General features: G+C 55.8%; 28 protein-coding genes. 22 read left to right on the top strand and 6 right to left on the bottom strand.

The features are described 5' to 3' along the window. Positions 1 to 54: 54 nt before the first annotated feature. Genes WD071_RS04245 through WD071_RS04230 form a run of 4 tightly spaced genes read left to right on the top strand, consistent with a single transcriptional unit; the run spans position 55 to position 2,094 of the window. Positions 55 to 432: a hypothetical protein gene (locus WD071_RS04245; RefSeq protein WP_368047092.1), complete on the top strand. Its 378-nt coding sequence runs from the start codon at positions 55 to 57 to the stop codon at positions 430 to 432. A gap of 23 nt (positions 433 to 455) precedes the next feature. After that, positions 456 to 1,127 carry a sigma-70 family RNA polymerase sigma factor gene (locus WD071_RS04240; RefSeq protein ID WP_368047091.1) on the top strand — a complete coding sequence of 224 codons (672 nt, stop codon included), beginning with the start codon at positions 456 to 458 and terminating at the stop codon, positions 1,125 to 1,127. Then, complete coding sequence (locus WD071_RS04235) at positions 1,124 to 1,588, top strand: hypothetical protein (protein ID WP_368047090.1); 465 nt, start codon at positions 1,124 to 1,126, stop codon at positions 1,586 to 1,588. Before WD071_RS04240 ends, WD071_RS04235 begins: the two co-directional genes overlap by 4 nt. Further along, positions 1,588 to 2,094, top strand: a complete 507-nt coding sequence (locus WD071_RS04230) for a periplasmic heavy metal sensor (RefSeq protein WP_368047088.1) — start codon at positions 1,588 to 1,590, stop codon at positions 2,092 to 2,094. Before WD071_RS04235 ends, WD071_RS04230 begins: the two co-directional genes overlap by 1 nt. A 250-nt stretch (positions 2,095 to 2,344) precedes the next feature. Here the strand turns inward: WD071_RS04230 and WD071_RS04225 are convergent, their stop codons facing one another. Together WD071_RS04225 and WD071_RS04220 are read right to left on the bottom strand one after the other, a co-directional pair. After that, the gene (locus WD071_RS04225) at positions 2,345 to 2,560 is read right to left on the bottom strand and encodes a dodecin (RefSeq protein ID WP_368047087.1); all 216 of its coding nucleotides are present in this window, start codon (positions 2,558 to 2,560) and stop codon (positions 2,345 to 2,347) included. 91 nt (positions 2,561 to 2,651) lie between these two features. Then, positions 2,652 to 4,580: a beta-ketoacyl synthase gene (locus tag WD071_RS04220; RefSeq protein WP_368047086.1), complete on the bottom strand. Its 1,929-nt coding sequence runs from the start codon at positions 4,578 to 4,580 to the stop codon at positions 2,652 to 2,654. 203 nt (positions 4,581 to 4,783) lie between these two features. Here WD071_RS04220 and WD071_RS04215 point away from each other — a divergent pair, with 203 nt between their 5' ends. The 4 genes from WD071_RS04215 to WD071_RS04200 all read left to right on the top strand — a co-directional run bounded on the left by WD071_RS04215 (position 4,784) and on the right by WD071_RS04200 (position 7,515). Further along, positions 4,784 to 5,323, top strand: coding sequence for a M15 family metallopeptidase (locus WD071_RS04215; RefSeq protein WP_368047085.1), 540 nt, complete (start codon positions 4,784 to 4,786; stop codon positions 5,321 to 5,323). Between the two features lie 188 nt (positions 5,324 to 5,511). Continuing rightward, the gene (locus WD071_RS04210; RefSeq protein ID WP_368047084.1) at positions 5,512 to 6,570 is read left to right on the top strand and encodes a lytic transglycosylase domain-containing protein; all 1,059 of its coding nucleotides are present in this window, start codon (positions 5,512 to 5,514) and stop codon (positions 6,568 to 6,570) included. A gap of 126 nt (positions 6,571 to 6,696) precedes the next feature. Next, on the top strand, positions 6,697 to 7,116 hold the full coding sequence (gene raiA, locus WD071_RS04205; protein ID WP_368047083.1) for a ribosome-associated translation inhibitor RaiA: 420 nt from the start codon (positions 6,697 to 6,699) through the stop codon (positions 7,114 to 7,116). A gap of 144 nt (positions 7,117 to 7,260) precedes the next feature. Continuing rightward, positions 7,261 to 7,515, top strand: a complete 255-nt coding sequence (locus WD071_RS04200) for a DUF1244 domain-containing protein (RefSeq protein WP_368047144.1) — start codon at positions 7,261 to 7,263, stop codon at positions 7,513 to 7,515. Positions 7,516 to 7,564: 49 nt separating this feature from the next. Here WD071_RS04200 and WD071_RS04195 read toward each other — a convergent pair whose 3' ends face one another. The 4 genes from WD071_RS04195 to WD071_RS04180 all read right to left on the bottom strand — a co-directional run bounded on the left by WD071_RS04195 (position 7,565) and on the right by WD071_RS04180 (position 11,421). Continuing rightward, entirely contained in the window at positions 7,565 to 8,572 is a 1,008-nt protein-coding gene (locus WD071_RS04195) for a GlxA family transcriptional regulator (protein ID WP_368047082.1), read from the bottom strand. Further along, positions 8,569 to 9,075 (bottom strand): transcription elongation factor GreB, encoded by a 507-nt coding sequence (gene greB / locus WD071_RS04190; protein WP_368047081.1) that lies wholly within the window; start codon positions 9,073 to 9,075, stop codon positions 8,569 to 8,571. The genes WD071_RS04195 and greB overlap by 4 nt, the downstream gene beginning before the upstream one ends. Next, positions 9,072 to 10,160, bottom strand: a complete 1,089-nt coding sequence (gene serC / locus WD071_RS04185; protein WP_368047080.1) for a 3-phosphoserine/phosphohydroxythreonine transaminase — start codon at positions 10,158 to 10,160, stop codon at positions 9,072 to 9,074. The genes greB and serC overlap by 4 nt, the downstream gene beginning before the upstream one ends. Before the next feature lie 64 nt (positions 10,161 to 10,224). Beyond that, positions 10,225 to 11,421 (bottom strand): phosphoglycerate dehydrogenase, encoded by a 1,197-nt coding sequence (locus WD071_RS04180; RefSeq protein WP_368047079.1) that lies wholly within the window; start codon positions 11,419 to 11,421, stop codon positions 10,225 to 10,227. A gap of 203 nt (positions 11,422 to 11,624) precedes the next feature. On the opposite strand from WD071_RS04180, the gene WD071_RS04175 reads away from it, so the two are divergent. From WD071_RS04175 to WD071_RS04110, 14 genes are all read left to right on the top strand, one after another. Continuing rightward, positions 11,625 to 12,500 (top strand): MBL fold metallo-hydrolase, encoded by an 876-nt coding sequence (locus WD071_RS04175; RefSeq protein WP_368047078.1) that lies wholly within the window; start codon positions 11,625 to 11,627, stop codon positions 12,498 to 12,500. After that, complete coding sequence (locus tag WD071_RS04170; protein ID WP_368047077.1) at positions 12,493 to 12,798, top strand: GIY-YIG nuclease family protein; 306 nt, start codon at positions 12,493 to 12,495, stop codon at positions 12,796 to 12,798. Before WD071_RS04175 ends, WD071_RS04170 begins: the two co-directional genes overlap by 8 nt. Positions 12,799 to 12,818: 20 nt before the next feature. After that, positions 12,819 to 13,775, top strand: coding sequence for a YbgA family protein (locus WD071_RS04165; RefSeq protein WP_368047076.1), 957 nt, complete (start codon positions 12,819 to 12,821; stop codon positions 13,773 to 13,775). Between the two features lie 122 nt (positions 13,776 to 13,897). Then, a complete protein-coding gene (locus tag WD071_RS04160) occupies positions 13,898 to 15,157 on the top strand; it encodes a glutamate-5-semialdehyde dehydrogenase (protein WP_368047075.1) in 1,260 nt (419 codons plus the stop codon). Continuing rightward, the gene (gene nadD, locus WD071_RS04155) at positions 15,154 to 15,822 is read left to right on the top strand and encodes a nicotinate-nucleotide adenylyltransferase (RefSeq protein WP_368047073.1); all 669 of its coding nucleotides are present in this window, start codon (positions 15,154 to 15,156) and stop codon (positions 15,820 to 15,822) included. Before WD071_RS04160 ends, nadD begins: the two co-directional genes overlap by 4 nt. 19 nt (positions 15,823 to 15,841) lie before the next feature. Further along, complete coding sequence (gene rsfS / locus WD071_RS04150; RefSeq protein ID WP_368047072.1) at positions 15,842 to 16,210, top strand: ribosome silencing factor; 369 nt, start codon at positions 15,842 to 15,844, stop codon at positions 16,208 to 16,210. Beyond that, a complete protein-coding gene (rlmH, locus tag WD071_RS04145; protein ID WP_368047071.1) occupies positions 16,200 to 16,670 on the top strand; it encodes a 23S rRNA (pseudouridine(1915)-N(3))-methyltransferase RlmH in 471 nt (156 codons plus the stop codon). The genes rsfS and rlmH overlap by 11 nt, the downstream gene beginning before the upstream one ends. A gap of 124 nt (positions 16,671 to 16,794) precedes the next feature. After that, positions 16,795 to 18,768: a penicillin-binding protein 2 gene (gene mrdA / locus WD071_RS04140; RefSeq protein ID WP_368047070.1), complete on the top strand. Its 1,974-nt coding sequence runs from the start codon at positions 16,795 to 16,797 to the stop codon at positions 18,766 to 18,768. 155 nt (positions 18,769 to 18,923) lie between these two features. Beyond that, on the top strand, positions 18,924 to 19,721 hold the full coding sequence (locus WD071_RS04135) for a septal ring lytic transglycosylase RlpA family protein (protein ID WP_368047069.1): 798 nt from the start codon (positions 18,924 to 18,926) through the stop codon (positions 19,719 to 19,721). Positions 19,722 to 19,744: 23 nt separating this feature from the next. Further along, positions 19,745 to 20,971: a D-alanyl-D-alanine carboxypeptidase family protein gene (locus WD071_RS04130; RefSeq protein ID WP_368047068.1), complete on the top strand. Its 1,227-nt coding sequence runs from the start codon at positions 19,745 to 19,747 to the stop codon at positions 20,969 to 20,971. Next, positions 20,961 to 21,260, top strand: coding sequence for a YbeD family protein (locus tag WD071_RS04125; protein ID WP_368047067.1), 300 nt, complete (start codon positions 20,961 to 20,963; stop codon positions 21,258 to 21,260). The genes WD071_RS04130 and WD071_RS04125 overlap by 11 nt, the downstream gene beginning before the upstream one ends. Next, on the top strand, positions 21,257 to 21,922 hold the full coding sequence (lipB, locus tag WD071_RS04120) for a lipoyl(octanoyl) transferase LipB (RefSeq protein WP_368047066.1): 666 nt from the start codon (positions 21,257 to 21,259) through the stop codon (positions 21,920 to 21,922). Before WD071_RS04125 ends, lipB begins: the two co-directional genes overlap by 4 nt. Next, on the top strand, positions 21,919 to 22,893 hold the full coding sequence (locus WD071_RS04115; RefSeq protein WP_368047065.1) for a peptidylprolyl isomerase: 975 nt from the start codon (positions 21,919 to 21,921) through the stop codon (positions 22,891 to 22,893). The genes lipB and WD071_RS04115 overlap by 4 nt, the downstream gene beginning before the upstream one ends. Positions 22,894 to 22,920: 27 nt before the next feature. Then, positions 22,921 to 24,273: a sodium-dependent transporter gene (locus WD071_RS04110; RefSeq protein WP_368047063.1), complete on the top strand. Its 1,353-nt coding sequence runs from the start codon at positions 22,921 to 22,923 to the stop codon at positions 24,271 to 24,273. Positions 24,274 to 24,286: the final 13 nt, after the last annotated feature.

Here is a 24,286-nt window from a genome sequence, read left to right as displayed (position 1 = left end):
ATGCGGGCCGGAGCCGTATAAGCCTTCGAATCAACCACATTCGGAGTGCGCACGATGGCAACTATAAATAACCTGCTTGGTATCCTGGTGCTTGGTGTCAGCCTGTCGGCGGCAGCCCACGGCCAGGGCAGTGACAGTCCTGGCGTTGCGGCCGGTGGCCTCAGCGATGAACAGCTCGATCAGCGCTTCAGCCGGCTTGATAGCAACGGTGATGGCGTGCTTTCACCTGAAGAGTTCCGACAAATGCGTGGCATGGCGCCGCCCCGTGGCGAGCGCATGGGTCAGATGTCGCCGGAGCAGCGGGAGCAGATGCGCGAACGCATGCAGAACATGACGCCGGAGCAGCGTGAACAGATGCGCGAGCGGATGCGTGAACAAATGCGCCAGCGCGGCGAGCAGCCAGACAGTGCGCATGATCACGATGCGCAGTGAGATGACGGTGCGACTTTAGTACCATGAGTTCTGCAATACTCTCTGCCAGTGGTGCAGCCAGTAGTGCTGCCGATCGGGCAGAGCCTCGCGCCAGGGGACAGAGACAACAGGCCGCTGATGGACACAGGATGCTGACGGACGAGGAAACAATGGCTGCTATCGTGGCCGGTGATCAGCAGGTTTACGCTGACACGGTGCGGCGGCATGCCAGACCCATCGCTGCCTATGCGTACCGGATGCTGGGCAATGAAAGCGAAGCTGAAGATATCGCACAGGAGACGTTTTTGCGCTTGTGGACACAGGCAGTGCGCTGGCAGTCCGGCAAAGCTGCACTGACGACCTGGCTGCACCGCATCGCGCACAATCTCTGTATCGATTTTATGCGGAAAAGCAAAGCATCGCTTGCCGGTGAGCTCAGTGATGACCTTGTTGATGAGAAACAGGCAGTCGATGAGGTGTTCGACCAGGAGGCAGAACATAAATTGTTACATGCGGCGCTTTTAAATTTGCCGGAACGTCAACGCAGTGCTCTGGTGCTGACGCATTATCAGGGTTTATCCAACAGGGACGTCGCCGGTATTCTTGATGTAACCGTTGACGCTCTGGAATCGTTGCTGGCGCGTGCTCGACGCAGCCTGAAAACTCATTGGCAGGCGGCCGGCAAGAGAGCCACCAATACCGGGAGGCATTCATGAACAAAGACAGGCAGCAGGAATGGAAAGCACAACGTTTTGCCCAGTTGCTGGCGTCGTATGGTGCGGACTCCGGGCGCTGGCCGGAAGCGGAACGCAGCGATGCTCTGGCATTTCTGGATAACGACGTGAATGCAGGAGCCATGTTGCAGGAAGCCCGGCAACTCGACCAGTGGTTGCAGTCGTCTGAGCTGCCTGCATTTGCCGCTCTGGAAACCCGGCTGTTGCAACAAGCGTTGCCAGCCAGAAGGCGAGGCGGGATCGATCGTCTGGCAGCCTGGCTGTTGCCGTCCCCGGGTCATGTGTTGCACCAGTTATGGCGACCGGCAGTGGCGGCGTGTCTGCCGCTGGTGATCGGCTTGCTGGTGGGTTTTCAAGTTGAGCTGGTACCTGAGGCTCAGGCAATGACAGTGGAAGAAGAACTGTATCTGATCTCACTCAGCGATTACGCGGAGATTCTGTAATGGTTATCAATAAACGGCGAGCGTTGCTGTGGACACTGGTGGCATCGCTGGCACTGAACCTGTTTTTCATCGGTGCCATTGGTGCGCGTATGCTGGAGCGTCACGACCGACCCTCAACGCCGCCCAGCCTGGGCTGGATACTGCGGGACCTGGAGCCGCAGATGCAGGCTTCATTGCGCCCCCAGTTGCAACAATATGGTGAAGCGCTCAGGCCGGTCAGAGGCGAAATGTTCCGTGCCCAGCGCAACGTTAATCAACTTCTGGTTCAGGATCCGATGGACGACGAGGCCATAGAGGCTGCATTTGAGGAGCTGCGTCAGATCAACCTGCGCTACCAGGAAATGTCACATGAGCACACCCTGGCTGTTATCAGTCAGTTGGCCCCGGAACAACGCAGTCGGGTGTTCCGCTTCATGTCCGGACGGCGCAATCCGACCGATGGCAGCGGTTTTCGCCGTTCGGGCGGCGACCGGGAAGACAGGCCTGCGGGCGATGATGACAACTAGCGCATCGGCAAACGCACACAGTCCTTCAGCCGATGCCCGCAGAATCGACATATCTCATCTCCAGGCAGTAATATTACGTCAGCCAGCAGATTTATGATCTGGTTCAGGCTTTTCCATACCAGGCGGGTTCGGAGTACCAGATACCTTCCAGTTGGAGGGATTGCATCGTGGAGGTGCTCGGTGCAGCCAACTCGCAGTTCGAAATCGGGCAATTTTAGAAATGCACAATGAAGTTGCTGCGGTTCCGGAATTAGCTGTTCTCAATCCGGAAACCGATTTTCAGGGTGACCTGGAAATGCCCGACATCACCATCAACGATGTGGCCGCGGGTTTCGGTAACTTCAAACCATTCAAGATTTTTTGTGGTCTTGCTGGCTTCCTTGATGGCGTTGCGAATCGCATCGTCAATACTCTGGGTCGATGAGCCAACGATTTCGATTTTTTTGTAGCTATGATGATCTGACATAACTGCTCCGTGTTCCAGTGTGTACATCAACTGTAACATATCCCGATTCAGACTTCAGAGTGACAACCTATGCCGGCTCGATAAACCGCGATCAGCCTTGGTCATCATCCAGCATATCGTTGTAGGCACATTCAGTCTGCAGCGCGATGCTGTGTGAATGACCTTGTATCTGCATCGAGTCACGGGCTATGGAGAGTGCGCTGGCATCCAGCACATTGTGATCAAAACGATAAATGATATCCGCGCTGCCACGGCGAGCCGCTTCATCATAGGCAGCTGAATTTTCCTGCACCGATTCATTGCGTACCTGCCAGTTTTTCATTGCCTCAGCGCCGTGACGGCGCGCGAGCATTTTATGCGTGACATGCGGCGCCAGCACCGATGCTGTGGCATTGTTGCCACCAAATCCCTTGGCGTTGAGCAGGACTGCATCCATGCCCTGGGTGCCGACCTCCTTGTGTTGTAACAGGAACTCGAGATGGTCCTGGTGTACATCATCAGCAATGGTCTCGGTACCGGTAATGCCAGGGATGATGCCGTATCGCCACACACCCAGGCTGGCTACCAGTTGATCGGCGGATGCTGACGCCAGTGAGTGCCCGATATAAGTCTTCAAAGCTGCCACCGGCCAGTGTTCAATGCCCCAGGTTTTCGCCAGCGTACTGAATATATGTGATTCGGTTATCCTGTTTTGCGGCGTGCCGGTGCCGTGCGCCTGCACATAGCTGCGCTGCTGCAGACCTTTCTCACCGATTATCTGGCTGGTCGCAGCCATGGCTTTGGCCATCGTGATGTAGTTGCCCACACCCGGGCTGGAGATGGACTTCTTGTAACCGTCGGCGTTGACAAAAACGTCGTTGATTGCGCCATGGATATTGGCGCCCATTTCCAGTGCCAGTTTGTCGTCACACAGGATCACGAACTGGGCCGATTCGCCCAGGGTGAATCCGGCGTTATTGCCAAAAGGGCGACAGGCGCGACGGTAATCAGGTTCGGTCAGCCCCTTGTGTTTGTCCAATGCGAGCAATGCCGCATCGTCTACCAGCGCTCCCATGGTGGTGTAGCCGTCCATGATTTCCGGCACCAGCGGAGCCTCGGATGTGCCAACGATCACCAGGCGGTGGGTACCGCTGCGAATATCCCGCATACCCTGGCGCAGGTTGTACAGAAAGGTTGCACAGGCTGCTGCATTGGTGCCGGTTGTCCCTAAATTCCCCAATACGTAGGCATTGATAAAGTCGGCAGGCATTTCGGCGAAGCCCAGCGCCAATTGTTTGGATGATACTTTTCTGCCCAGCAGGCGTGCCTGCAGTAAACCACCGTTACCTTCATAGTCGAGCTGGCTCATGCTGCTGCCAGCGTAGACACTGACCTGATCTGCGGGTACATGCTTGAGTACAGTCTGCCAATCAATGCCCATGGACTGAATGGCATCGCTGGCGCCAAATACCGTCAGTTGCAGTCCGCGCGGATGGTTACGGGACTGATACAGGTCCTTTGGGTCGAAACCACTGGGTAACTGACCTGCCGAGTTGACCGGCGAAGGACGGTAGTTCGCGGTCATCACCTCCATGGCCGTGGGGACTTCCACCCGCACCTGTCCATTGCCGGCATCGCTGATCAGCCATCCCAATGGAATCTGATCCGGCAGCTGTTGGCGCTTGATCAGAAAGCTGACCGGGTGATCGCTGTCGGCATGCAGGGTGGCGCGTTTGTGAAACAGCAATTGGTCCGGGTCGAACAGGTTTTTTTCCAGTTTGCGGATCAGTGTGCCAGCCTTGAGAGTCGGGTCTATACTCTGCAGATAGGTTGGCAGATCAATGACGTCACCGGTAGCGCTCAACCACTTGCCGTCCTTGTGCTGCAGCAGCCCCATCAGCCCGGCGAGGCTGGCACGGGTTTCCATGGCTGCGTCTACGGGCAGATTGTCCAGGACCAGTCGGCGATAGCCATGATGCAAGGAGCTGCGCCCGGCCGGGTTGATACCCCCAAAGCCGATAATAACCGGAAGTGCTGCCATTCAAATATGTCCTGTTCAACTGCTATGGTTTGGTCTGTGCGCGCACTGACCCTGTGCGGCAATCAGGTTTAAGCTACTATAACGAAAGTGAGGCCGGTAAAAATAGGCTTAAATGGTCATTTAATATGGTAAAAAAGACAGTCAACTTTATTACAAAAAACCAGGTCAGAGAGGCGCCGGGAACAGAGGTGCAGGAAAGAAATGTGCCAGGAGATGAATCCGGTTACACCTCACAGATCAATGCCTTGCATGCGGCACTGGGCATAGCGTCCGATTACGGCGAATGGATTGGCCTGCCCCTGCAGCATGAACCCGCGCAATTGGTGAGCGCCGGTCCGGATATGTTCGGGCGGCCGCAACAAATGACGCCAGCGACATTTGCAGCCTGGCAGGCAATGCGTGATCGTGCCGCCCGCGATGGCATCACCCTGTGCCTGGTGTCTGCCTACCGCGGCGCGACATATCAGGCTGACCTGATCCGGCGCAAGCTTGATGGTGGTCGCACACTGGATGACATACTTAAAGTGAATGCAGCGCCAGGATACAGTGAACATCACACCGGGCGAGCACTGGATATTGCCACACCGGGCAGCCCGCCGCTGGAAACCGAATTCGATCAGACTGACGCTTTCGACTGGCTGATGAAAAATGCGGACGAATTCGGGTTTGTGCTGTCATATCCTAAAGAGAGCGTGTCGGCGATCACTTATGAGCCCTGGCACTGGTGCCTCAGGGCCGACTGACGAGGGCATCAAAACCGGGTCTAAAGCCAAGCGTAAAACCCGGCATAAATATCGCTCTTCATCCCTTGGACAAAACAAATCCAAAGGAGTAGGCTAAAATTCAGGGCAGGCAGGTAATCGCGTGCACCAGCCCCGTGAGGGTGAGTCAGCCCCGCCAGGGGCTGCAGTGGAACAGGAGTTGTTGTTGAATGTTGAACGCGTTACGCGCTGTTGCGGTAAGTAGATATCCGGTTTTTTTATCACTGTTAGCAGCGGTGTACCTGAGCTCAAGTGCGCTGGCGCAATCGCAGACAGACGATGTGGAGGTGGACGCAGCGTTTCAACAGTGGCTTCAGGCTCTGATCGCTGAAGCTCGTGAGCTGGGTATCTCTGAGAGCATCATTGAGCAGGCGCTGGTGCCTGTCACACCCATCCCCCAGGTCGTCAGCAACGACCGTAACCAGGCAGAGTTTGTCGAAACGCTCGACGAGTATCTGGACAAGCGCGTGACCGACTGGCGCATTCAGACCGGCCGCGAACGCATGGCCCGGCATGGTGACGTATTGGCTCAGGTAGCCGCTGAATATGGCGTGCCGGCCCGATTTATAGTTGCCATCTGGGGCATAGAAACCAACTATGGCAATTTTACCGGAGGCACGGATGTTGTCCGCGCACTGGCAACACTTGCCTACGATCCACGGCGTGCTGACTATTTTCGCCGTGAGCTGCTGGCGGCACTGCAGATTCTGCAGGAAGGCCATATCAGCCACACCGACATGAAAGGCTCCTGGGCGGGCGCGATGGGTCAGAGTCAGTTCATGCCCAGCAGTTTTGTTAATTACGCGGTGGATTTTGATGGCGACGGACGTCGCAATATCTGGACCAGTGAGGCTGATGTGTTTGCCTCGATTGCCAATTATCTGAGCCAGCGTGGCTGGCAGGCCGGCCAGCGCTGGGGGCGGGAAATCACGCTGCCTGACGATTATCATCAGCGCGCTGAGCAATGGAGTCAGGGTGACGCCAGTTTTTCCTGCAGTGTTTTACGTCGGCACACCGTTCAGCGCTCACTGGCCGATTGGCAAATGGCAGGCGTACGCACGGCTGCCGGTACCGATCTGCCTCAGGCCGACTTTCCCGGTTCAATTGTACTGCCCGATGGTGAAGGTGGTAGCGCGTTTATGACGTATCCGAATTTTCGTGTCATTCTGACTTATAACTGTGCAAATAATTATGCGCTGGCAGTTGCAAAACTGGCCGACAGCTACTAGATAACAAGTATGTGATTTGACCCAAAATTGAAAAAAAGCCTGCACCGGGCGAGGAGGGTAGCGAGCAGCATCAAGAAGCCATATCCCTATGACAGATGAACAAAGCAAATCAGGAGATAATTGATTATGTCCAATGAATTTCAGATTGTTTTTCACAATATAGACCAGTCCGATGCCCTGACCGACAGTGTCAACAAGCGTGTCGAGAAGTTGCGCCGATACAATGGCGATATCATCGGCGGTCGTGTGGTGCTGGATTCACCACATAACAACCATCACAAAGGTAAAGTTTATTCTGTCACCCTTGAGTTGCATACACCGAACAAAGAGGTCGTGGTCACGCAGGAGCAGCATGACAATCATGCTCACGAAGATTTATACGTTGCGATTCGGGATGCCTTTAATGCTGCCGAACGCCAGCTGAAGTCGGTGGATAAAAAACATCGCAAACAGGCAATGCACAAAAACCCTGATGCCGTAGACGATGGCATGGACGGTATTGTTGATGAAGATGACCTGCCTGAGTACAACAGTGCGGTTGGCTGATGGCTGACTGTCAATATTGTAAATGCTAAGCGACATGGCAGCCGGTTTCTCAGCCGGCTGCCGAACTAACTGAAGTGACCGGAGCCAGTAGCCCAAATGTCTGATAAAAAGCTGTCTGATAAAAAGCTGTCTGATACAGAAAACCTGTCCGAGCAACAAAACCTTGAACTTGAAGCAGCTGCCTTTCGCCGGTTATTGAAACACCTGGATGACAATAAACAGGTGCAGAATATTGATCTGATGAACCTCGCCGGCTTCTGTCGCAACTGTCTGGCCAAGTGGTATGCGGCCGCGGCGCAGGAACAAGACCTGAATATTGACTACGAACAAGCGCGGGAGCGTGTCTACGGCATGCCCTATGCCGAGTGGAAAGACAAGTTTCAGACACCAGCCCCCTGATGGAGCATCGGCTGGTCGGGCACTTCCTGGTTTTCGCGCTACTTCCGCGCTACTTTGAAGGCGGCGGGTTTCCCACATTAAACAGTTTGGTTCTGACCAGCCGCCGATAGGCATTGGGCGTCACGTCGTGCATGCGTCTGAACAGGCCGGTGAAATAGCTGACATCCTGATAACCAACAGAGAAGGCAATCTCTGCAATGCTGAGATTGCTGTGTTTTAATAATTCGCGTGCCTGATTGATACGAACTTCCTGTAAATATTCCACGGGTGTTTTGTTCGCCGCCTGTCTGAATCGGCGATTAAAAGATCGACTGTTGAGCCCGAATCTGAGTGCCAGATCATGCATTCGGATATCGTGCTGGAAATTTTTCTGCAACCACTCCTGTACTTTGATGATCAGTTCATCGTGATGGGTATCCTGCTGATCGACGGCAAGCAATAAAGACTCATAAGAGCGTTTCAGCTCGTGCGTAAAATGCCGTGCCACTTCATCTGCCGTGCTGGCGTCAAAAAGCTGTTCAACAAAATGCAGCATGACATCGCGTACGGCGTTTACGCTGCCGGTACAATAAAGCCGGTCCTGATGGGTAATAAAACGTTTTCTATGCAGTTTTGTTTTCGGGAAATTTTTCTCGAAATCATCAAAATAGCGCCAGTGAGTGGTGGCGGGTTTGCCGTCCAGCAGGCCGGCTGCGCCCGGAAAATAGCTGCCACTGCCAACGCTGCAGATGGTGGCGCCGGCGGCGTATTGTCGGGCCAGCCACGCGACCGTGTCGGCATGCTGCATGACAGCGGCGCGCGGATTGCCCCATAACGCCGGCACAAAAATCAGCTCGCACGCCGGCGTGTCAGACAGTCGGGCAGAAGGTGTGATACCCATGCCGCCTGATACAGTCATGCTGTCGATTTTTTCCGCCACGATGTGCAGCGAAACTGAACTGCTGCGCTGATGATGGCGCAGGCGATAGATGGTATCAGCAGCACTGATCATCTCCAGCGGTATGGCCATGCTGGACGCCAGTGCCTGAGGCAATGCAAGGATGCTGATCAGTTTCATGCAGGCATGGTATACCGGATTGCAACAACGGTGTAGCGAGAGCGCCCTGCGGGCGTGACGATACTGACTTCGTCATCTACCTGTTTGCCCAGCAGCGCGCGACCCAGCGGGGCGTCCATGCTGACGTAACCGGGTTTGTCACCGACCTCGTCCGGGCCCACGATGCGATACTCGTGGACATTGTCATTGCTGTCTTCCAGATCTACCCAGGCACCAAAATAGATTTTACTGATATCAGAGGGCAGCGTCGTCACAACCGTGGCATCTTCCAGGCGTTTGCGCAGATAGCGCACACGACGATCTATTTCACGCAGGCGTTTTTTGCCGTAGATATATTCCGCGTTCTCGGAGCGATCGCCCAGCGCTGCCGCTTCACTGACCTGCTGCGTCACTTTGGGGCGTTCATCACGCCATAAAAAATCCAGTTCCTGCCGCATCCGGCTTTCGCCTTCCGCGGTCAGGTAATTGGATTTGGGTGGCGCAGGTGGTCGGTATCGGCTCATCCGTTCTGGCGTGCAAACTCCTGCATGAAGTCCACCAGTGCCTGACAGCCTGCCATGGGCATGGCGTTGTAGATGGAGGCGCGGATACCGCCAACCAGACGATGGCCCTTCAGCGCATACAGCCCGCGAACCAGTGCCTCGTCGAGGAATTTCTTGTCCAGTGTGCTGTCCTGCAGATTGAAACACACATTCATCTCTGAGCGGTGATCAGGGTGAGCCGAGCCGATGTAGAAATCATTGTTGTCGATGACATCGTAGATCAGCTGTGCTTTCTTCGCGTTCAGGGCTTCCATGGCGGACAGGCCGCCCTGTTCTTTCAGCCACTGCAGCACCAGGTTCATCATGTACACGGCAAAGGTGTTGATGGTGTTGGGCATGGAGTGATTTTTGGCATAGGTTTCGTAGTTCAACAGGTTCGGTGTATTGGGCAGCGCATGACCTAGCAGCTCCTTGCGGATCAGCACTGTCGCCATACCGGATGGCCCCAGGTTCTTCTGCAGGCCGGCGAAAATCAGCCCGAATTTGCTGAAGTCCAGACGCCGGGACATCAGCTCAGAGGTCATGTCAGCAACCAACGGAATCTTGCCGGTATCCGGGAAGTCATTCCAGCGCGTACCAAAAATGGTGTTGTTGCTGGTCAGGTGCACGTAAGAGGTGTCCGGGTCCAGGGTGGCAGGGTCGAAATCCGGTATCCGGTCAAAATTGCTGGCTTCGCTGGTGGCGGCGACAGTGATATTGCCAAACCGGGCGGCTTCCTTGCGTGCCAGTTGCGCGAAATTTCCGGTTTCCAGGTACGCTGCCTTGTGGGCCGGGTTCAGGTTCAGCAGGTTGTGTGGTACGGCAGAGAACTGCAGCTGCGCACTGCCGTGCACATACAGTATTTCAAAGTCGTCAGGCAGTCCCGAGATTTCACGAATCAGTTCGTCCGTATGGGTCAGCAGGGCTTCGAACTCCTTGCTACGGTGGCTGATTTCAATAACCGAGGCACCCATGCCATTGTAATCAAGAAATTCCCGTTGCGCCCGTTCCATCACCGAGGTCGGGAGCATGGCCGGGCCGGCACCAAAGTTATACACGCGATTCATAGTTGTGGTTCCTGAACAATAGTCATTAATAAACGGGTTTAAATCAGGGCGCCATGCCCGGTGCTCACAGCACAGTGACCTTGATCACGTCCCCGGTGTCAGCAATGGCGGTGACCGCACTGTCGGACGGCGCGGCTGCCAGATCGATCAGGGTATAGGCGATCTCGTCACGACTTTTATTGATCATGTCGATGACGTTGATATTCTGTTCGGCGAGAATGGACAGTATCTTGCCCAGCATCCCTGGCACGTTTTTGTTAGTGATCGCCAGACGTGTTCCGGCGCCTGCGCCCGGTACACGATCAAGGAACAGCGGAGGGTAATTCACCGAGTTGCGGATATTACCATTCTCCAGAAAATCCTTCAGCTGTTCTGCTGCCATGATGGCACAATTTTCTTCGGCCTCGGCGGTGCTGGCACCGATGTGTGGCAGCAGAATGACATCGTCCCGGCCAATCAGTTCGTGGCGCGGGAAATCGCTGACGTACAGTCGCAACTGCTCTGCGTTCAGGCCGGCAATGACAGCCTCGGTGTCGACGATCTCATCACGGGAGAAATTCAGCAGGCACATACCGGGTTTCATGGCGGCGACCAGGTCGGTGCTGATGAGGTTGCGCGTAGACTCCAGTACCGGCAGATGCAAACTGACATAATCGGCATTGCCCAGCAGGGCGCTGATGTTTTCGATTTTCTGCACCTGATTGGGCAGGCGCCAGGCGGCATCCACCGACAGCGCCGGATCATAACCCAGCACGGTCATCCCCAGGTCAATGGCCATGCCCGCCACCAGTGAGCCGATCGCGCCCAGGCCAATCACGCCCAGGGTTTTACCGGCAAGTTCATTGCCGGCAAACCGCTTCTTTTCCGCTTCCAGCAGCCTGGACATCTCGGCATTGTCGGTCATGTCTTTGAGTTCGTTGATATAACGCATGCCGGGCAGGATGCCGCGAGATGCCAGCAACATGCCACTGAGGACAAGTTCCTTGACGGCATTGGCATTGGCCCCGGGGGTATTAAACACCACAATGCCTCTGTCGGTGCAGGTGGGCAATGGCACATTGTTGACGCCGGCACCGGCCCGGGCCACAGCCCTGACACTGTTGGTCAGCTCGTTGACCTGCAACTTGTAGCTGCGTAACAGGATGGCATCGGCATCTTCCACTGCCGGATCAACCTTGTAGTGTGTGCTGTTGAAACGCGAGAGACCCTTGTCTGAAATCTGGTTATAGGTTTTTATTCTTAGAGATTGAGTGTCTGACATGATTCCCTTGCCTTGATACCGGGTGAGAAAAGCAGTCTTTTATAACGTGAATCGTCGGCAAAAACCAGCCTGCCGCGCGGGTCGATCACGCCACTGTCCGATAACAGACGGGCCTGTTTGCCCCGAATCATAAACCCGTTATCATGACGATGCTGAAGACAGCAGCGGAGCGCACACCGCGCCAGCTGTGACAGGGGGAGACTTTGGAAGAATCACGCTTTGTTGCCGGACAAGCGATCACGGTTGGCACTGGCGGCGTGTCGGTGCAGCGCGTGCTGTGTGCAAACGCCAGCATGATGACGGGGCCCGGCACCAACACCTACCTGATCGGTGACCGTGACATGGCACTGGTCGATCCTGGGCCGGCGCTGCCTGAACATACTGCAGCCATCATGCAGGCACTGGCAGGCAGGCCGTTGAAGTGGATATTTGTCACCCACACGCATGGCGATCACTCCCCGGGCACGGGTGCCCTGCAGGCGTTGACGGGGGCCAGCGTGATCGGTTTCGCGCCGCCATCGGGCGCCCTGTATCAGGATGCCAGCTTTACACCGGACCGGGTGTTTCGGGACGGCGAAAGGATTGTCTGTGATGGGTTTACCGTGCGCCTGGTACACACGCCTGGCCATGTGTCCAATCACGTCTGCTTTTTACTGGAAGAAGATGGTCTGTTGTTTACCGGAGATCATATCCTGCAGGGCACCACGCCCGTGATTCTGCCGCCTGATGGCGATATGAGAGACTATCTGACCTCTCTGGAAAATCTGCGCAAGCTGCCGCTGAAGGCGCTTGCGCCTGGCCATGGCGATATCATGCAAGAGCCGGAGCAGATGATCACGACATTGATTCGCCATCGCATGCGGCGCGAGCAAAAAATCGTGACCGCATTGCTGGATCTGGGGCCGGCCACGCTGGATCAGTTGGTCCTGCAGGCTTACGATGACGTCGCTGAACACCTTATTCCCTGGGCAAAAAAGACCCTGCTCGCGCATCTCATCAAACTGCAACGTGATGGCCGTGCCAGTGCGGATGGTGAGGTTACCGGGGCGACAACACAATGGTCGCCGCAGCATGACTGAGGCTGCTCAACCCGACGCGGCGCCATGGTCGGTGTATCTGGTGCGCTGTGCGGATGACAGTCTGTACACCGGTATTGCCACGGATGTCTTGCGTCGTTTCACCGAACATCAGGCCCAGGGGCCCAAAACGGCAAGGTACCTCCGTGGGCGTGCACCGTTGACGCTGGTGTTTCAGTGCCCGGCCGGGGACCGCAGCCAGGCATTGAAGCTGGAATACCGGATCAAGCAGTTGTCCAGGGCCGACAAGCTCAGACTGGTTGCGGGTGATCCGCAGCTGTTATTATCCTGTGCCAGGTAATCTATCCATCAGGGGGAACAGTGAACCAGCATCAGTCCGGAAAAATTCCCGTTGGCATCAGTGCCTGCCTGCTGGGAGAGGAAGTACGTTTCAATGGCGGCCACAAACTACATTCCTACATTGATAAAACACTGGGCGAATTTTTTAGCTTCCGCACGTTTTGCCCGGAAGTGGATATCGGCCTGGGCATTCCGCGTCGCCCCATTCGCCTGATTCGTCAGGGGGGCGAACTGGCCTGCGTCGATATTGAAGACTATCAGCTGGATTACACCCGGCAGTTGATTGACAGCGCTGATGCACAGCGATCATGGCAGGCAGAATTGTGTGGTTTCATTCTCAAGAAGGACTCCCCGAGTTGCGGCATGGAGCGCGCCAAGGTCTACGATGGCAAACAGACGGTGCGTGATGGCGTTGGCATTTTTGCCGCGCGGCTGATGCAGAACTTCCCTGAGCTGCCGGTTGAAGAGGAGGGGCGGCTGGGCGACGCCGTGTTGCGGGAAAACTTTATCCAGCGCGTCTATGTCATGCACCGCTGGCGTCAGATGCTGGCAGAGGGGATCACCGTTGCATCGCTGACCGACTTTCACGCCCGGCACAAACTCATCCTGATGAGTCACTGCCAGAAAACCTACCGCGAGCTTGGGCCGCTGCTGGCCTCGGTACGCAAGAACACCGTGGCCGACACGGCAGACAAGTACATCGGGATTTTAATGGCGGCGCTGAAAAAGCGTGCCAGCCGCGGCGACCATGTCAATGTCCTGCAGCATATCCAGGGTTATCTGCGTGACCATCTGGATGCCGGTGACAAGGCCGAACTGATTGATGCATACGAACGCTACCGGCTGGGCCAGTTGCCGCTGATCGTGCCCATAACACTGCTGAATCACCATTTCCGGCGCTACCCCAATGAGTACATTGGTCGCTCCTGGTATATGCACCCATATCCTGCCCGAATGAGCCTGCAGAACCATATTTGACCGCTTTACCGGTTAATGCCGCGATTAAATCCTGCTGAGCAGGTCTGTTTTTTTGTGTCTGGCCCCTGTGCAGCGCTATAATGCCGCCCTTTCCCGAATTGACAACATGCCGGATGATACCAATGAGCGATATAAACGCTTACATGAACACGCTTGGTGAGCAGGCCCGAACTGCGTCCCGTGTCATGGCTGCGGCAACCACATCGCAGAAAAATGCCGCCTTGCTGGCGATGGCGGACGCCATTGATGGCAGCCGTGAGCGCTTGCAACAAGCCAATGCACTGGATTTGCAGGCTGGCCGGGACAAAGGCCTGGATGCCGCCATGCTGGATCGCTTGCAACTGACCCCGGCGCGCATTGACGGCATGCTGGAAGGTCTGCGCCAGGTGGCCGCTTTGCAGGATCCGGTCGGCGAAGTGACTGATATGTCTTATCGCCCCAGCGGCATTCAGGTCGGGCGCATGCGGGTGCCACTGGGCGTGGTCGGTATCATTTATGAATCCAGGCCCAACGTGACCTGTGAGGCAGCCAGTCTGTGCCTGAAGTCCGGCAATGCCGCCATACTGCGCGGCGGTTCCGAGGCCATCCATTCCAATCAGGCGATTGCCGCCTGTATTCGCCGTGGGCTGCAGGCAGCAAATTTGCCTGTGCATGCCGTACAGGTTGTGGAAACCACTGATCGTGCAGCCGTGGGCTTGTTGATTACCATGCCTGAGTTTGTTGATGTGATTGTTCCAAGAGGCGGTAAAAGCCTGATCGCCCGCATCAGTGCCGACGCCAAAGTGCCCGTGATCAAACATCTGGACGGCAACTGCCATGTTTATATCGATGACAAAGCGGACCTGGACAAAGCCATCAAGGTGGCGCTGAACGCCAAAACCCAGCGCTATGGTACCTGCAATACACTGGAGTCACTGCTGGTCGCCGACGCGGTGGCGGAGCGTTTGTTGCCGGAACTGGCTGCGCTGTTTCAAACCCACAGCGTGGAATTGCGCGCGTGTCCACGGTCCCTGACCCTGATGCCCGGTGCCGTGCCCGCCAGTGAGCAGGACTGGGCAGAGGAATACCTGGGGCCGATATTGTCTGTGCGCCTGGTTCGGGATCTGGATGAGGCCATTGCCCATATCAATCAGTACAGTTCCGGGCACACGGAAGCCATCATCACCGAAGACTTCCACCGTGCTCAGCGTTTTTTGCGGGAAGTGGATTCCAGCTCGGTCATGGTCAATGCGTCGACCCGCTTTGCTGATGGGTTTGAGTATGGTCTGGGGGCGGAAATCGGTATTTCCACCGACAAGCTGCACGCGCGCGGTCCGGTCGGGCTGGAAGGGCTGACATCGCAAAAGTACATTGTCATCGGTGATGGTCACATTCGCACATGAACCGACGCATCGGTATCATGGGGGGCATGTTTGATCCCGTCCACCGGGGGCATCTGCAGGTAGCAGCAACGGCGCGAATGGCACTGGAACTGGACCACGTCAGACTGGTGCCCTGCGCGGTGCCGAATCATCGGGGGCAGGCCACCGCCACCGCTGAACAGCGACTGGCCATGCTGGAACTGGCGCTGGCAGACTTCGGTGAGCCGCGCCTGCAAACGGATGACCGCGAGTTCCATCGCCCGGGCGTGTCCTACATGGTCGATACGCTGGCGTCATTTGCAACGCAGTTCCCGGATGCAACGCTGGTCTATATCATGGGCTGGGACAGCTTCAATACGCTGCCGACCTGGCACAAATGGCGCCAGCTGCTGGATTATTGCCATCTCTGCGCGGTCAGTCGTCCGGATGTGAAATTGGCGGCCGGCAGCATGGCCACAGACGATGCAGACTGGTTGCTGAGCCGGCAGGCCCGCGATGTGTCGTCCCTGTTTGAACAAGGGCATGGCTGTCTTTACCTGCTTGATGAACTCGCCGAGCCGGCAGCTTCCACCGATATTCGCCAGGCATTGGCCGCCGGCGAGCAAACAATTACAGACATACCGGGCGTGGTCATGGACTACATTCGGCAACATCAACTTTACACAACGCCCATCGTCAATACCTGAAGGCAGGAGAAGAGTTTAATTGGATACTAAAGACATAATCGCGCTGGTCATCGCTGCGCTGGAAGATGTGAAGGGTCAGCATATCGAAACCTTTGATGTGAAAGACCTGACCCCGGTGACAGATGCCATGATTATCTGCACCGGCACATCCAACACCCACCTGAAAGCCCTGGCTGACGAGGTTGTGGTCAAGGCCAAAGCCGCGGGCCTGCACGTCAACGGCGTTGAAGGCCGCCTGCAGGCTGAATGGGTGCTGGTGGATATGGGTTCTGTCATCGTGCACCTGATGATGGGTGCTACCCGCGCCCTTTACCGGCTGGAGGATCTGTGGGATTTCACACTGGAACCTGAAGACCGCAAAATGCCACGGGACAACGGTGAAGATTAATCTGATCTCAGTCGGTACCAAAATGCCGGCGTGGGTTGAGCAGGGCGTGCTGGAATACAGCAAGCGCCTGCCCGCCGAGTTCAGCTTCAGCTGTATTGAAGTGCCGCTTGGCAAACGCGGGAAAAGCAGCAGTGTTGAGCAGGCCATGCGTCAGGAAGAAGAGGCATTGCTGGCGCGGGTCAGTCCGCGAGACTACCTGGTTGCTCTGGATGTGCAAGGCAAGGCGCTGAGCACTGAGGCAATGGCAGCCAGGGTTTCGCAAATCAGGGATGAAGGCCGCCACCTCAGCTTCCTCGTGGGAGGCCCTGATGGGTTAACACAGACCTGCCTGCAGCGTGCGGATGAACGCTGGTCATTGTCAGCACTGACGTTGCCGCATCCGCTGGTCAGAACCGTCATGGCGGAGCAGATCTATCGCGTGTGGAGTCTGCTGTCCGGGCATCCCTATCATCGCGCTTGAAAGAAATGTAAACTAATTGCGCAAATATCTGTCTTATCTGGAATAAACCCGGAAAACGCACGGTCCGTGTCGGGTATTCGGGATAACCGGGCTACTCCACTTTTACGCGATCAAATCAGAGACTATGGCACCCAGATTTCGTCTTGACGGACATAAGCAGGAACTTCGGATTTTCAATCGCCGTCTGGTGTTTGCCTGCGTGGTCGTTATGTTGCTGGTTCTGATCCTGATTGCCCGCATGGTCAACCTGCAGTTTCTGAATCACGAATATTTTTCCGCCCGCTCTGATGGCAACCGACTGCACTCACAATATATCCCGCCGACCCGCGGCCTGATCTATGACCGCCACGGTAATCTGCTTGCTGATAACCGGCCTATCTTCAACCTGACAGTCGTGCGGGAGGCCGCTGGTGATTTTGACAAATCGCTGGAGATTCTGCGCGAAGTGATCGGCCTGACCGATGAGGATATCGAGCAATACAATACCCGTCTGAGTCGTCGTGCGGTGCCGCAGTCATCAGTGCCACTGAAATTTCAGCTTAATGATGAGGAAATTGCATACATCGCCGTCAATCAGCACAAACTGCCGGGCATTGCGGTGGAAGCTCAGCTGGTTCGCTACTATCCGTATGGTCAAAGTGCCGCCCATGCTCTGGGATACGTCTCTGAAATCAACCGCGATGAGCTGCAGGACATGACAGAGGAGGAGGTGCGCAATTATCGGGGCACCAATCAGATCGGCAAAAACGGTATAGAAAAAACCTATGAGGAGTATCTGCACGGGAGCGTGGGTTTTGAAACCGTGGAGAAAAACAACCGTGGCCGCGTGACGCGTGTGCTGGGCCGAACAGATCCTGCTCCCGGCGCCGACATCCAGTTGCATCTGGATGTGGCCCTGCAGACAGCAGCAGAAGCCGCACTGGGTGATCGGCGCGGCGCTATTGTGGCCATCGACCCCAGGACCGGAGGTGTGCTGGCCATGGTCAGTCAACCGGGTTACGACCCCAATCTTTTTGTCACCGGCATCAGTCGGAGTCAACTGGCTGAGCTGAATAATTCGCGGCACTCGCCGATGTTTAACCGGGCAACCCATGCCAGAGTGCCCGGTTCCACCATCAAGCCGTTTATCGGTCTTGCCGGTCTGTATCACGGCGTGATCACGCCGGAATTTGTCATCAATGATCCGGGCTACTATCGATTGCCCGAGCGTTCGCGTCCCTACTATGACTGGACCTGGTGGGTAGATAAATCCGGCCACGGCCCGATTGATCTCGAGCGTGCCATTTATCAGTCCTGCAATACCTATTTCAGTCATGTTGCCGTGGAGCTGGGCATTGATCGAATTCACGACTATCTGCTGACTTTCGGCTTTGGTGCCAACATGGCGCTTGATGTGCCTCAGGCCTCCCGGGGCCTGGTGCCGTCGCCGGCGTGGAAGCGGGAAACCCGCGGCGAACCCTGGTATCCCGGGGAAACTCCGGCAGAAGGCTTTGGCAATGGCATGTTCCAGGCAACCACATTACAAATGGCCAGCGCCGCTGCCACGCTGGCCAACCACGGTGTATTCGTGCGTCCGCGAATGCTCAAATCAATTCGCACCGATGACCAGGATTTTGCCGATATCATTTTTGATGAAGGTGATGTGATGCAGCCGTTGCTGCCATCTGCCGAGAATGTTGCACTGGTGCGCAAGGCCATGGAGCACACCGTCAGCAAACCGCGTGAACGCGAGCATCGCCGCCATGAAGGAACGGCCTATGATTACGTACAGGCCGCCAAACCGCTGGCTTACCCCATGGCGGGAAAATCAGGTACCGCCCAGGTTATTGGGGTCCAGGTTGACGCCCGGGGAAATCGCATAGAGCCCGACGAGATCAGTGATGAACATCTGAATCACGCGATGTTCATTGCCTTTGATGCTTCCCCGGTGTCCCGTATCGCGGTTGCCGTGTTTGTTGAAAACGGTGAAGGCGGCAGTTCGGTCGCCGGACCGCTGGCGCGTGAAGTACTGGATGCTTATATGTTGCCTTTGATCGAGCAGGAGCAACTGCTGGAGCTGGGCGGTGAGGGTGGCCAAATACTGACAAGCAATCACTAACTGCGGTAACATGACACGATTGACGGACTTGCTGGCGGTCAAAGCCTGAGTTGTAGTAATGGACCTGAGTTGTTGTGATAAAAAAGGTTAAGGCATTGAATTATAGGATAATATTTCTAGCGCTTGGCAGCGTTTTTATCGCGGCTTGCAGCAGCGTGTCATCACCTCCGCAGTCGTCCGGTTCTGCGCCGGTCGCCAATGCCGGTCGTTACAGCATTTCCCAGGATCGCGCCCCCAGCGCACCGATGAACACCGCACTGATCCGCGATGTAGAGCTGAAACCATTGAATCGTGGCAGGGCAGGTAATCGTTCTCCCTATACAGTCAACGGCAAGCAGTATCAGGTTATGGCCAGCGAAGAAGGTTTCCAGCAAACCGGGCTGGCGTCATGGTACGGCGAGAAATTTCACGGACACCTGACGTCCAACGGTGAAATCTTTGACATGTATCAGGTGTCCGCTGCGCATACCGGCCTGCCGATTCCAAGTTACGCGCGGGTTACCAATCTGGAGAATCAGCGCAGCATTATTGTCCGGGTCAATGACCGGGGCCCTTTCCATAATGACCGCATCATTGATCTGTCCTACGCAGCTGCCTACAAACTGGGGTTTTCCGATCAGGGTACTGCCCTGGTGCATGTGGAATCGATTATCCCGGGGCAGCAGAACGTGATACTGGCGGGGTCTCCTGCTGGCAGTGACACTGTCGCCAGCACCGGTGGACGGTATCTGCAGGCCGGTGCTTTTTCTGATCTGCGCGCCGCCGAACGACTTTCCGGCCGGCTGCGGGAACTGACCAGCAGACCGGTTTTTATCCGGTCTGTGCAGGCCCGGGACTCCCAGCAACTGCATCGAGTCAGAGTCGGGCCGATTGTCGATGCACAAGAAATTCAACGCATCACTGACATGATGATGGCGGCCGATCTTGGCCAACCCTATATGGTAGACGAATGAATATTCAGACCGGGATTGTATGTATGACAGGTATTAACAGGACAGGTGTTAACAGGACAACAGATAAACGACTTTCATGCTGGCGTGCGCTGCTGACGGCAGCCCTGGCTGCCGCCTGGCTGACAGCCAGTGTCGGTGCATCGGCGCAATCCATCATGCCGCGGGCGCCGGAAATCGCGGGCAGCAGTTATATCCTGATTGATGCCACCACCGGTCACGTCATCATGGAGCAGAACTCCGAAGAGGCATTGCCACCGGCCAGTCTGACCAAGATGATGACCGCCTATATTGCCGAGGTCGAAATCGACAATGGCAATATGAGTTATGACGATCTGGTGTTCATCAGTGAAAAAGCCTGGCGCACACAAGGCTCCAAGACCTTTGTGGACGTTAACAGCAGGGTCCGCGTTGAGGATCTGCTGCGCGGCATCATTATTCAGTCGGGCAACGATGCCAGCGTCGCCATGGCGGAACATATCGCCGGCAGTGAAGCTGCCTTTGCCGATCTGATGAACCAGCATGCGCGAGCACTGGGCATGGAGAATTCCTACTTTGTGAACTCCAGCGGTCTGGACGACGATGGCAATACCAATCTGATGTCTGCCAGGGATCTGGCGACGCTGGCGCGGGCAAAAATTCTGGAACACCCTGCGCACTACGCCATGTACTCGGAACGTGAGTTCACCTTCAATGGTATTACCCAGGCCAACCGCAATACCCTGTTATTCCGTGATCCGACCGTGGATGGTATGAAAACCGGCTGGACCACCCAGGCAGGGTTCTGTCTGGTAGCCTCAGCCGAGCGTGATGGCATGCGCCTGATTGCCGTGGTTATGGGGACCGCCAGTGAAGATGCCAGGGTAGTTGAGACACAAAAGATGTTGAGCTACGGGTTCCGTTTCTTCGAAACCTACAAATTGTATGATGCTGGCGAGGTCATTAATTCGGAGCGGGTCTGGTCCGGTGCCCAAAACACAGTAGACCTGGGTATTGCCGATGAGGTGCTGATTACCATCCCGCGTGGTCGGGCTGATGATCTGGTGGCGACAGTGGAGACCGACGAAATAATCCGTGGGGGCTTCGAAGCCGGTCAGGTCATGGGTACTGTACAGATAACTCTGGACGAAGAAGTGATTCATGCCGGCGATGTTGTAGCCATGCAGTCGGTCGAGCGTGGCGGTTTCCTGCGTCGGCTGATAGATGCCTTGACCTTGTTCTTTATGGGATTGTTCAGTTCAGATGACAATTGATAACGCCAACAACGCGCCCGAGTCGGACCAGAAGGCCCCCAAAATAGCCTTTCCATGCCGCTACCCGGTCAAGGTCATGGGTGACGCCGGCGACGATTTTGAACAGCAGGTGCTGGCTGTTTTTCAGCGTCATGCGCCCGGCACCATGGCAACAGATCTGGTGGCACGGCCCAGTGCCAAGGGCAACTTCCTTGCCCTGACCATCACTATCGAGGCAACCGGTATCGGGCAACTTGAAGCACTGTTTGCTGATCTCAAAACCCTGCCGGCGGTCAAGCTGGTATTATGACGGGCAATCTCCCGCTGATCATTCGCCGCATGGGGCTGCGCGAATATGAACCAGTGTGGCGCGCCATGCAGACGTTTACCAGCGAGCGCGAGGAAGACACACCAGACGAGGTGTGGGTGTTGTCGCATCCACCGGTGTTTACTCAGGGGCAGGCGGGCAAACCCGAACATCTGCTGGCCCCGGGCGATATTCCTGTCATACAGATAGATCGTGGCGGGCAGGTAACTTATCATGGCCCCGGCCAGCTGGTAATGTATTTACTGATTGATGTCAGGCGCTCCGGGCTGGGTGTGCGGGATCTGGTGAGTCTGATAGAACAGGCGATAATAGATACCCTGTCGTCTGTGCGTATCGATGCCGCAACGCGGGCAGGTGCGCCTGGTGTGTATGTCGCTGACGCCAAGATTGCTGCCCTGGGGCTGAGAATCCGGCGCGGTTGTTCCTATCATGGCCTCAGCCTGAATGTCGCGATGGATATGGAGCCGTTTGCCCGTATCAATCCGTGTGGTTATCAGGGCCTGGCAGTGAAGCAGGTTGCGGATTTTGTAAGAGATGCTGATGCATCGGAATTAATGGTTACCATGGAAAAATTATTGCTGCAGCAGTTGTTGCCGCAGCTCGGCCAGTATAGCTGGATAGATGTCAGACAGGAGTTCGAATGAGTTTTTTGCCAAATCTGAAAAAAGCAGTTCTCACCGGCGGCATGTTGACTGCGCTATTCGCCACTGTCACTGTGCAGGCAAATACGCTGGTGCGGGTCAACACTACCTATGGCAGTTTTACCATCGAGCTGTTTGATGAGGCAGCGCCAGACACCGTATCCAATTTCCTGGGGTATGTTGACCGGGGCGACTATGCTCGCTCACTGTTTCATCGCTCGGAAAGCGATTTTGTGGTGCAGGCCGGGGCGTATCAATGGCAGCGCGATTGTGCCACCGGTATGGATGCCACCACGTGTTCGGCTATCGCTATTCCTTCGCAAGGCAGTGTGCGCAATGAACCCGGTGCGTCCAATACCCGCGGCACGCTGGCCATGGCTAAATTCGGCGGCGCACCCGACAGTGCTACCAGTCAGTGGTTCGTTAACCTGGCAGACAACACCGATCTGGATGAACAGAACGGTGGATTTACTGTCTTCGGCAAGGTGCTGGGCGAAGGCCTGGCGGTTGCCGATGCAATCAACGATCTGCCGGTTATCAATGTAGGCGGAGAAGCACAGCAATTGCCGGTCCGGGACTTCGATACGCAGCAGAACCAGTTGCCAGCCGAGGCCAACCTGGTGCTGATCAATATGCATCGGGTTGAGCGTTTCAGCTCGGCGGTGAATGTATTTGAATACGGCACGGCGTTGCTGACCACATCGGTTGATGCAGGTGATCTGGGCAACCTGAGCCTCAACATGCGTCTGGTCAGTGATGGTCCCGAACTGGTATTCGAAATGGACCCCACCAGCATCGTGCCATTGTCAGTAGCGCCGGACGGGAGAGGTGTGTTTGATGAAGCTGAGCAGCGTTTGCGCCTGCCTCAGGTTGAACTTAATGACAATGGTCAGGTGAGCGTTATCAACAATGTGGTGTTGCGCATGACAGACGGTGCGCAACTACGTTTTGTTGTTGAGTCTTACGAAGAATAATAATTAAACAAGAGTCATAAAAATACTATGAGTGCACCCCGCGGCGAGTTCAGTTCACGTTTTGGTTTTCTGATGGCCGCTGCTGGTTCAGCGGTCGGACTTGGCAATATCTGGGGCTTCCCCACCAACGCCGCCAGCAACGGCGGTGCCGCATTTCTGTTTACCTATCTGGTGCTGGCGTTTGCGTTGGCGTATCCCGCCTTGATGGCGGAGTTGATTATCGGTCGCCATGCCAAAGCCAATGCCGTGACCGCATTGCGCGGGCTCGCGCGTGGGCCGGCTACCGAGAAGCTGGGTGTTGCGGTGGGTTACGCGGGCATGATTACGGTCAGTCTGATTCTGAGCTTTTATGCCATTGTCAGCGGCTGGATGATGGCTTTCATGTTTTCTGCCGTGGCCGACATTTTTGGCCTGAACGGGCTGTCGCAATGGTTGGCGACAGGCGGTCTTGCGCGCGACATGTTGTTTACCTCGGTGTTCATGTTACTGACCCTGTACGTGGTCAATGCCGGCGTGCGCCACGGTATCGAAAAATGGGCGACAAGATTGATGCCCGCGCTGGTGCTGATTTTGCTGGCACTGATTGTTTATGTGATGACACTTGAAGGAGCCATGGAAGGGCTGCGGGTTTATCTGGTACCTGATTTTACCCGGGTCGCTGATACCGGTCTGTTGTTAAGCGCGCTGGGCCAGGCGTTTTTCTCACTGTCTCTGGGTGTAGGTACCATGTTGATATATGGCTCGTACGTCAGCAAGCGTGAAAATCTGCCGGCGCTGGGTGGCATGGTCACGCTGCTGGATATCGCTATCGCTGTGACCGCCGGTCTGCTGATTCTGCCGGCCATGTACGTGGCACTGGCCAGTGGCATCGAGATCTATGATGCTCAGGGTGGTTTGATCGCAGGCCCGGGTTTGATTGTCGCCGTGCTGCCTGCCTTGTTTGAGCAAATGGGCGATGCCGGTGTTCTGGTTGGACTGGCGTTTTTTGTGCTGATGACCATCGCGTCACTGACCTCCTCCATTTCCATGCTGGAAGTGCCTGTGTCTTATGTTGTTGAAGAAAAAGGCGCATCAAGACGCAAAGCAGTCCTGATCCTTGGGTTGGCAATTACTGTGATCAGCCTGCTGCTGGTGCTCAACTTCAACACCCTGTTTGACTTTGTGGTCAGCCTGACAACCGAGTACAGCCAACCGCTGCTGGGTTTCTTCTTTGCGGTGTTTGTGGGCTGGATCTGGCACCGCAACGGTGTGTTGGCAGAGATCAAACAGGGTTGTCCCGACGCTGAACAGGGACTGTTCTGGAAGATCTGGCCGTTTTATATCCGTTACATCTGTCCATTGGCTATCCTGGCGGTGTATGCGCAGATGCTGCTGGGTTGAGACCAGACGGCTG

The organism is Pseudohongiella sp. (assembly GCF_040877505.1).
Classification (GTDB): domain Bacteria; phylum Pseudomonadota; class Gammaproteobacteria; order Pseudomonadales; family Pseudohongiellaceae; genus Pseudohongiella.
This window is presented reverse-complemented; position numbering and strand designations above follow the sequence as displayed.

Coding starts and splice junctions, on each gene's coding strand:
- WD071_RS04110 (WP_368047063.1), top strand. CDS start 22,921: ATGAGTGCACCCCGCGGCGAGTTCAGTTCACGTTTTGGTTTTCTGATG.
- WD071_RS04115 (WP_368047065.1), top strand. CDS start 21,919: ATGAGTTTTTTGCCAAATCTGAAAAAAGCAGTTCTCACCGGCGGCATG.
- WD071_RS04195 (WP_368047082.1), bottom strand. CDS start 8,572: ATGAAACTGATCAGCATCCTTGCATTGCCTCAGGCACTGGCGTCCAGC.
- greB (WP_368047081.1), bottom strand. CDS start 9,075: ATGAGCCGATACCGACCACCTGCGCCACCCAAATCCAATTACCTGACC.
- mrdA (WP_368047070.1), top strand. CDS start 16,795: ATGGCACCCAGATTTCGTCTTGACGGACATAAGCAGGAACTTCGGATT.
- WD071_RS04125 (WP_368047067.1), top strand. CDS start 20,961: ATGACAATTGATAACGCCAACAACGCGCCCGAGTCGGACCAGAAGGCC.
- nadD (WP_368047073.1), top strand. CDS start 15,154: ATGAACCGACGCATCGGTATCATGGGGGGCATGTTTGATCCCGTCCAC.
- WD071_RS04245 (WP_368047092.1), top strand. CDS start 55: ATGGCAACTATAAATAACCTGCTTGGTATCCTGGTGCTTGGTGTCAGC.
- WD071_RS04240 (WP_368047091.1), top strand. CDS start 456: ATGAGTTCTGCAATACTCTCTGCCAGTGGTGCAGCCAGTAGTGCTGCC.
- WD071_RS04220 (WP_368047086.1), bottom strand. CDS start 4,580: ATGGCAGCACTTCCGGTTATTATCGGCTTTGGGGGTATCAACCCGGCC.
- raiA (WP_368047083.1), top strand. CDS start 6,697: ATGTCCAATGAATTTCAGATTGTTTTTCACAATATAGACCAGTCCGAT.
- WD071_RS04225 (WP_368047087.1), bottom strand. CDS start 2,560: ATGTCAGATCATCATAGCTACAAAAAAATCGAAATCGTTGGCTCATCG.
- WD071_RS04210 (WP_368047084.1), top strand. CDS start 5,512: ATGTTGAACGCGTTACGCGCTGTTGCGGTAAGTAGATATCCGGTTTTT.
- WD071_RS04170 (WP_368047077.1), top strand. CDS start 12,493: ATGACTGAGGCTGCTCAACCCGACGCGGCGCCATGGTCGGTGTATCTG.
- WD071_RS04235 (WP_368047090.1), top strand. CDS start 1,124: ATGAACAAAGACAGGCAGCAGGAATGGAAAGCACAACGTTTTGCCCAG.
- WD071_RS04130 (WP_368047068.1), top strand. CDS start 19,745: ATGACAGGTATTAACAGGACAGGTGTTAACAGGACAACAGATAAACGA.
- WD071_RS04160 (WP_368047075.1), top strand. CDS start 13,898: ATGAGCGATATAAACGCTTACATGAACACGCTTGGTGAGCAGGCCCGA.
- lipB (WP_368047066.1), top strand. CDS start 21,257: ATGACGGGCAATCTCCCGCTGATCATTCGCCGCATGGGGCTGCGCGAA.
- serC (WP_368047080.1), bottom strand. CDS start 10,160: ATGAATCGCGTGTATAACTTTGGTGCCGGCCCGGCCATGCTCCCGACC.
- WD071_RS04180 (WP_368047079.1), bottom strand. CDS start 11,421: ATGTCAGACACTCAATCTCTAAGAATAAAAACCTATAACCAGATTTCA.
- WD071_RS04230 (WP_368047088.1), top strand. CDS start 1,588: ATGGTTATCAATAAACGGCGAGCGTTGCTGTGGACACTGGTGGCATCG.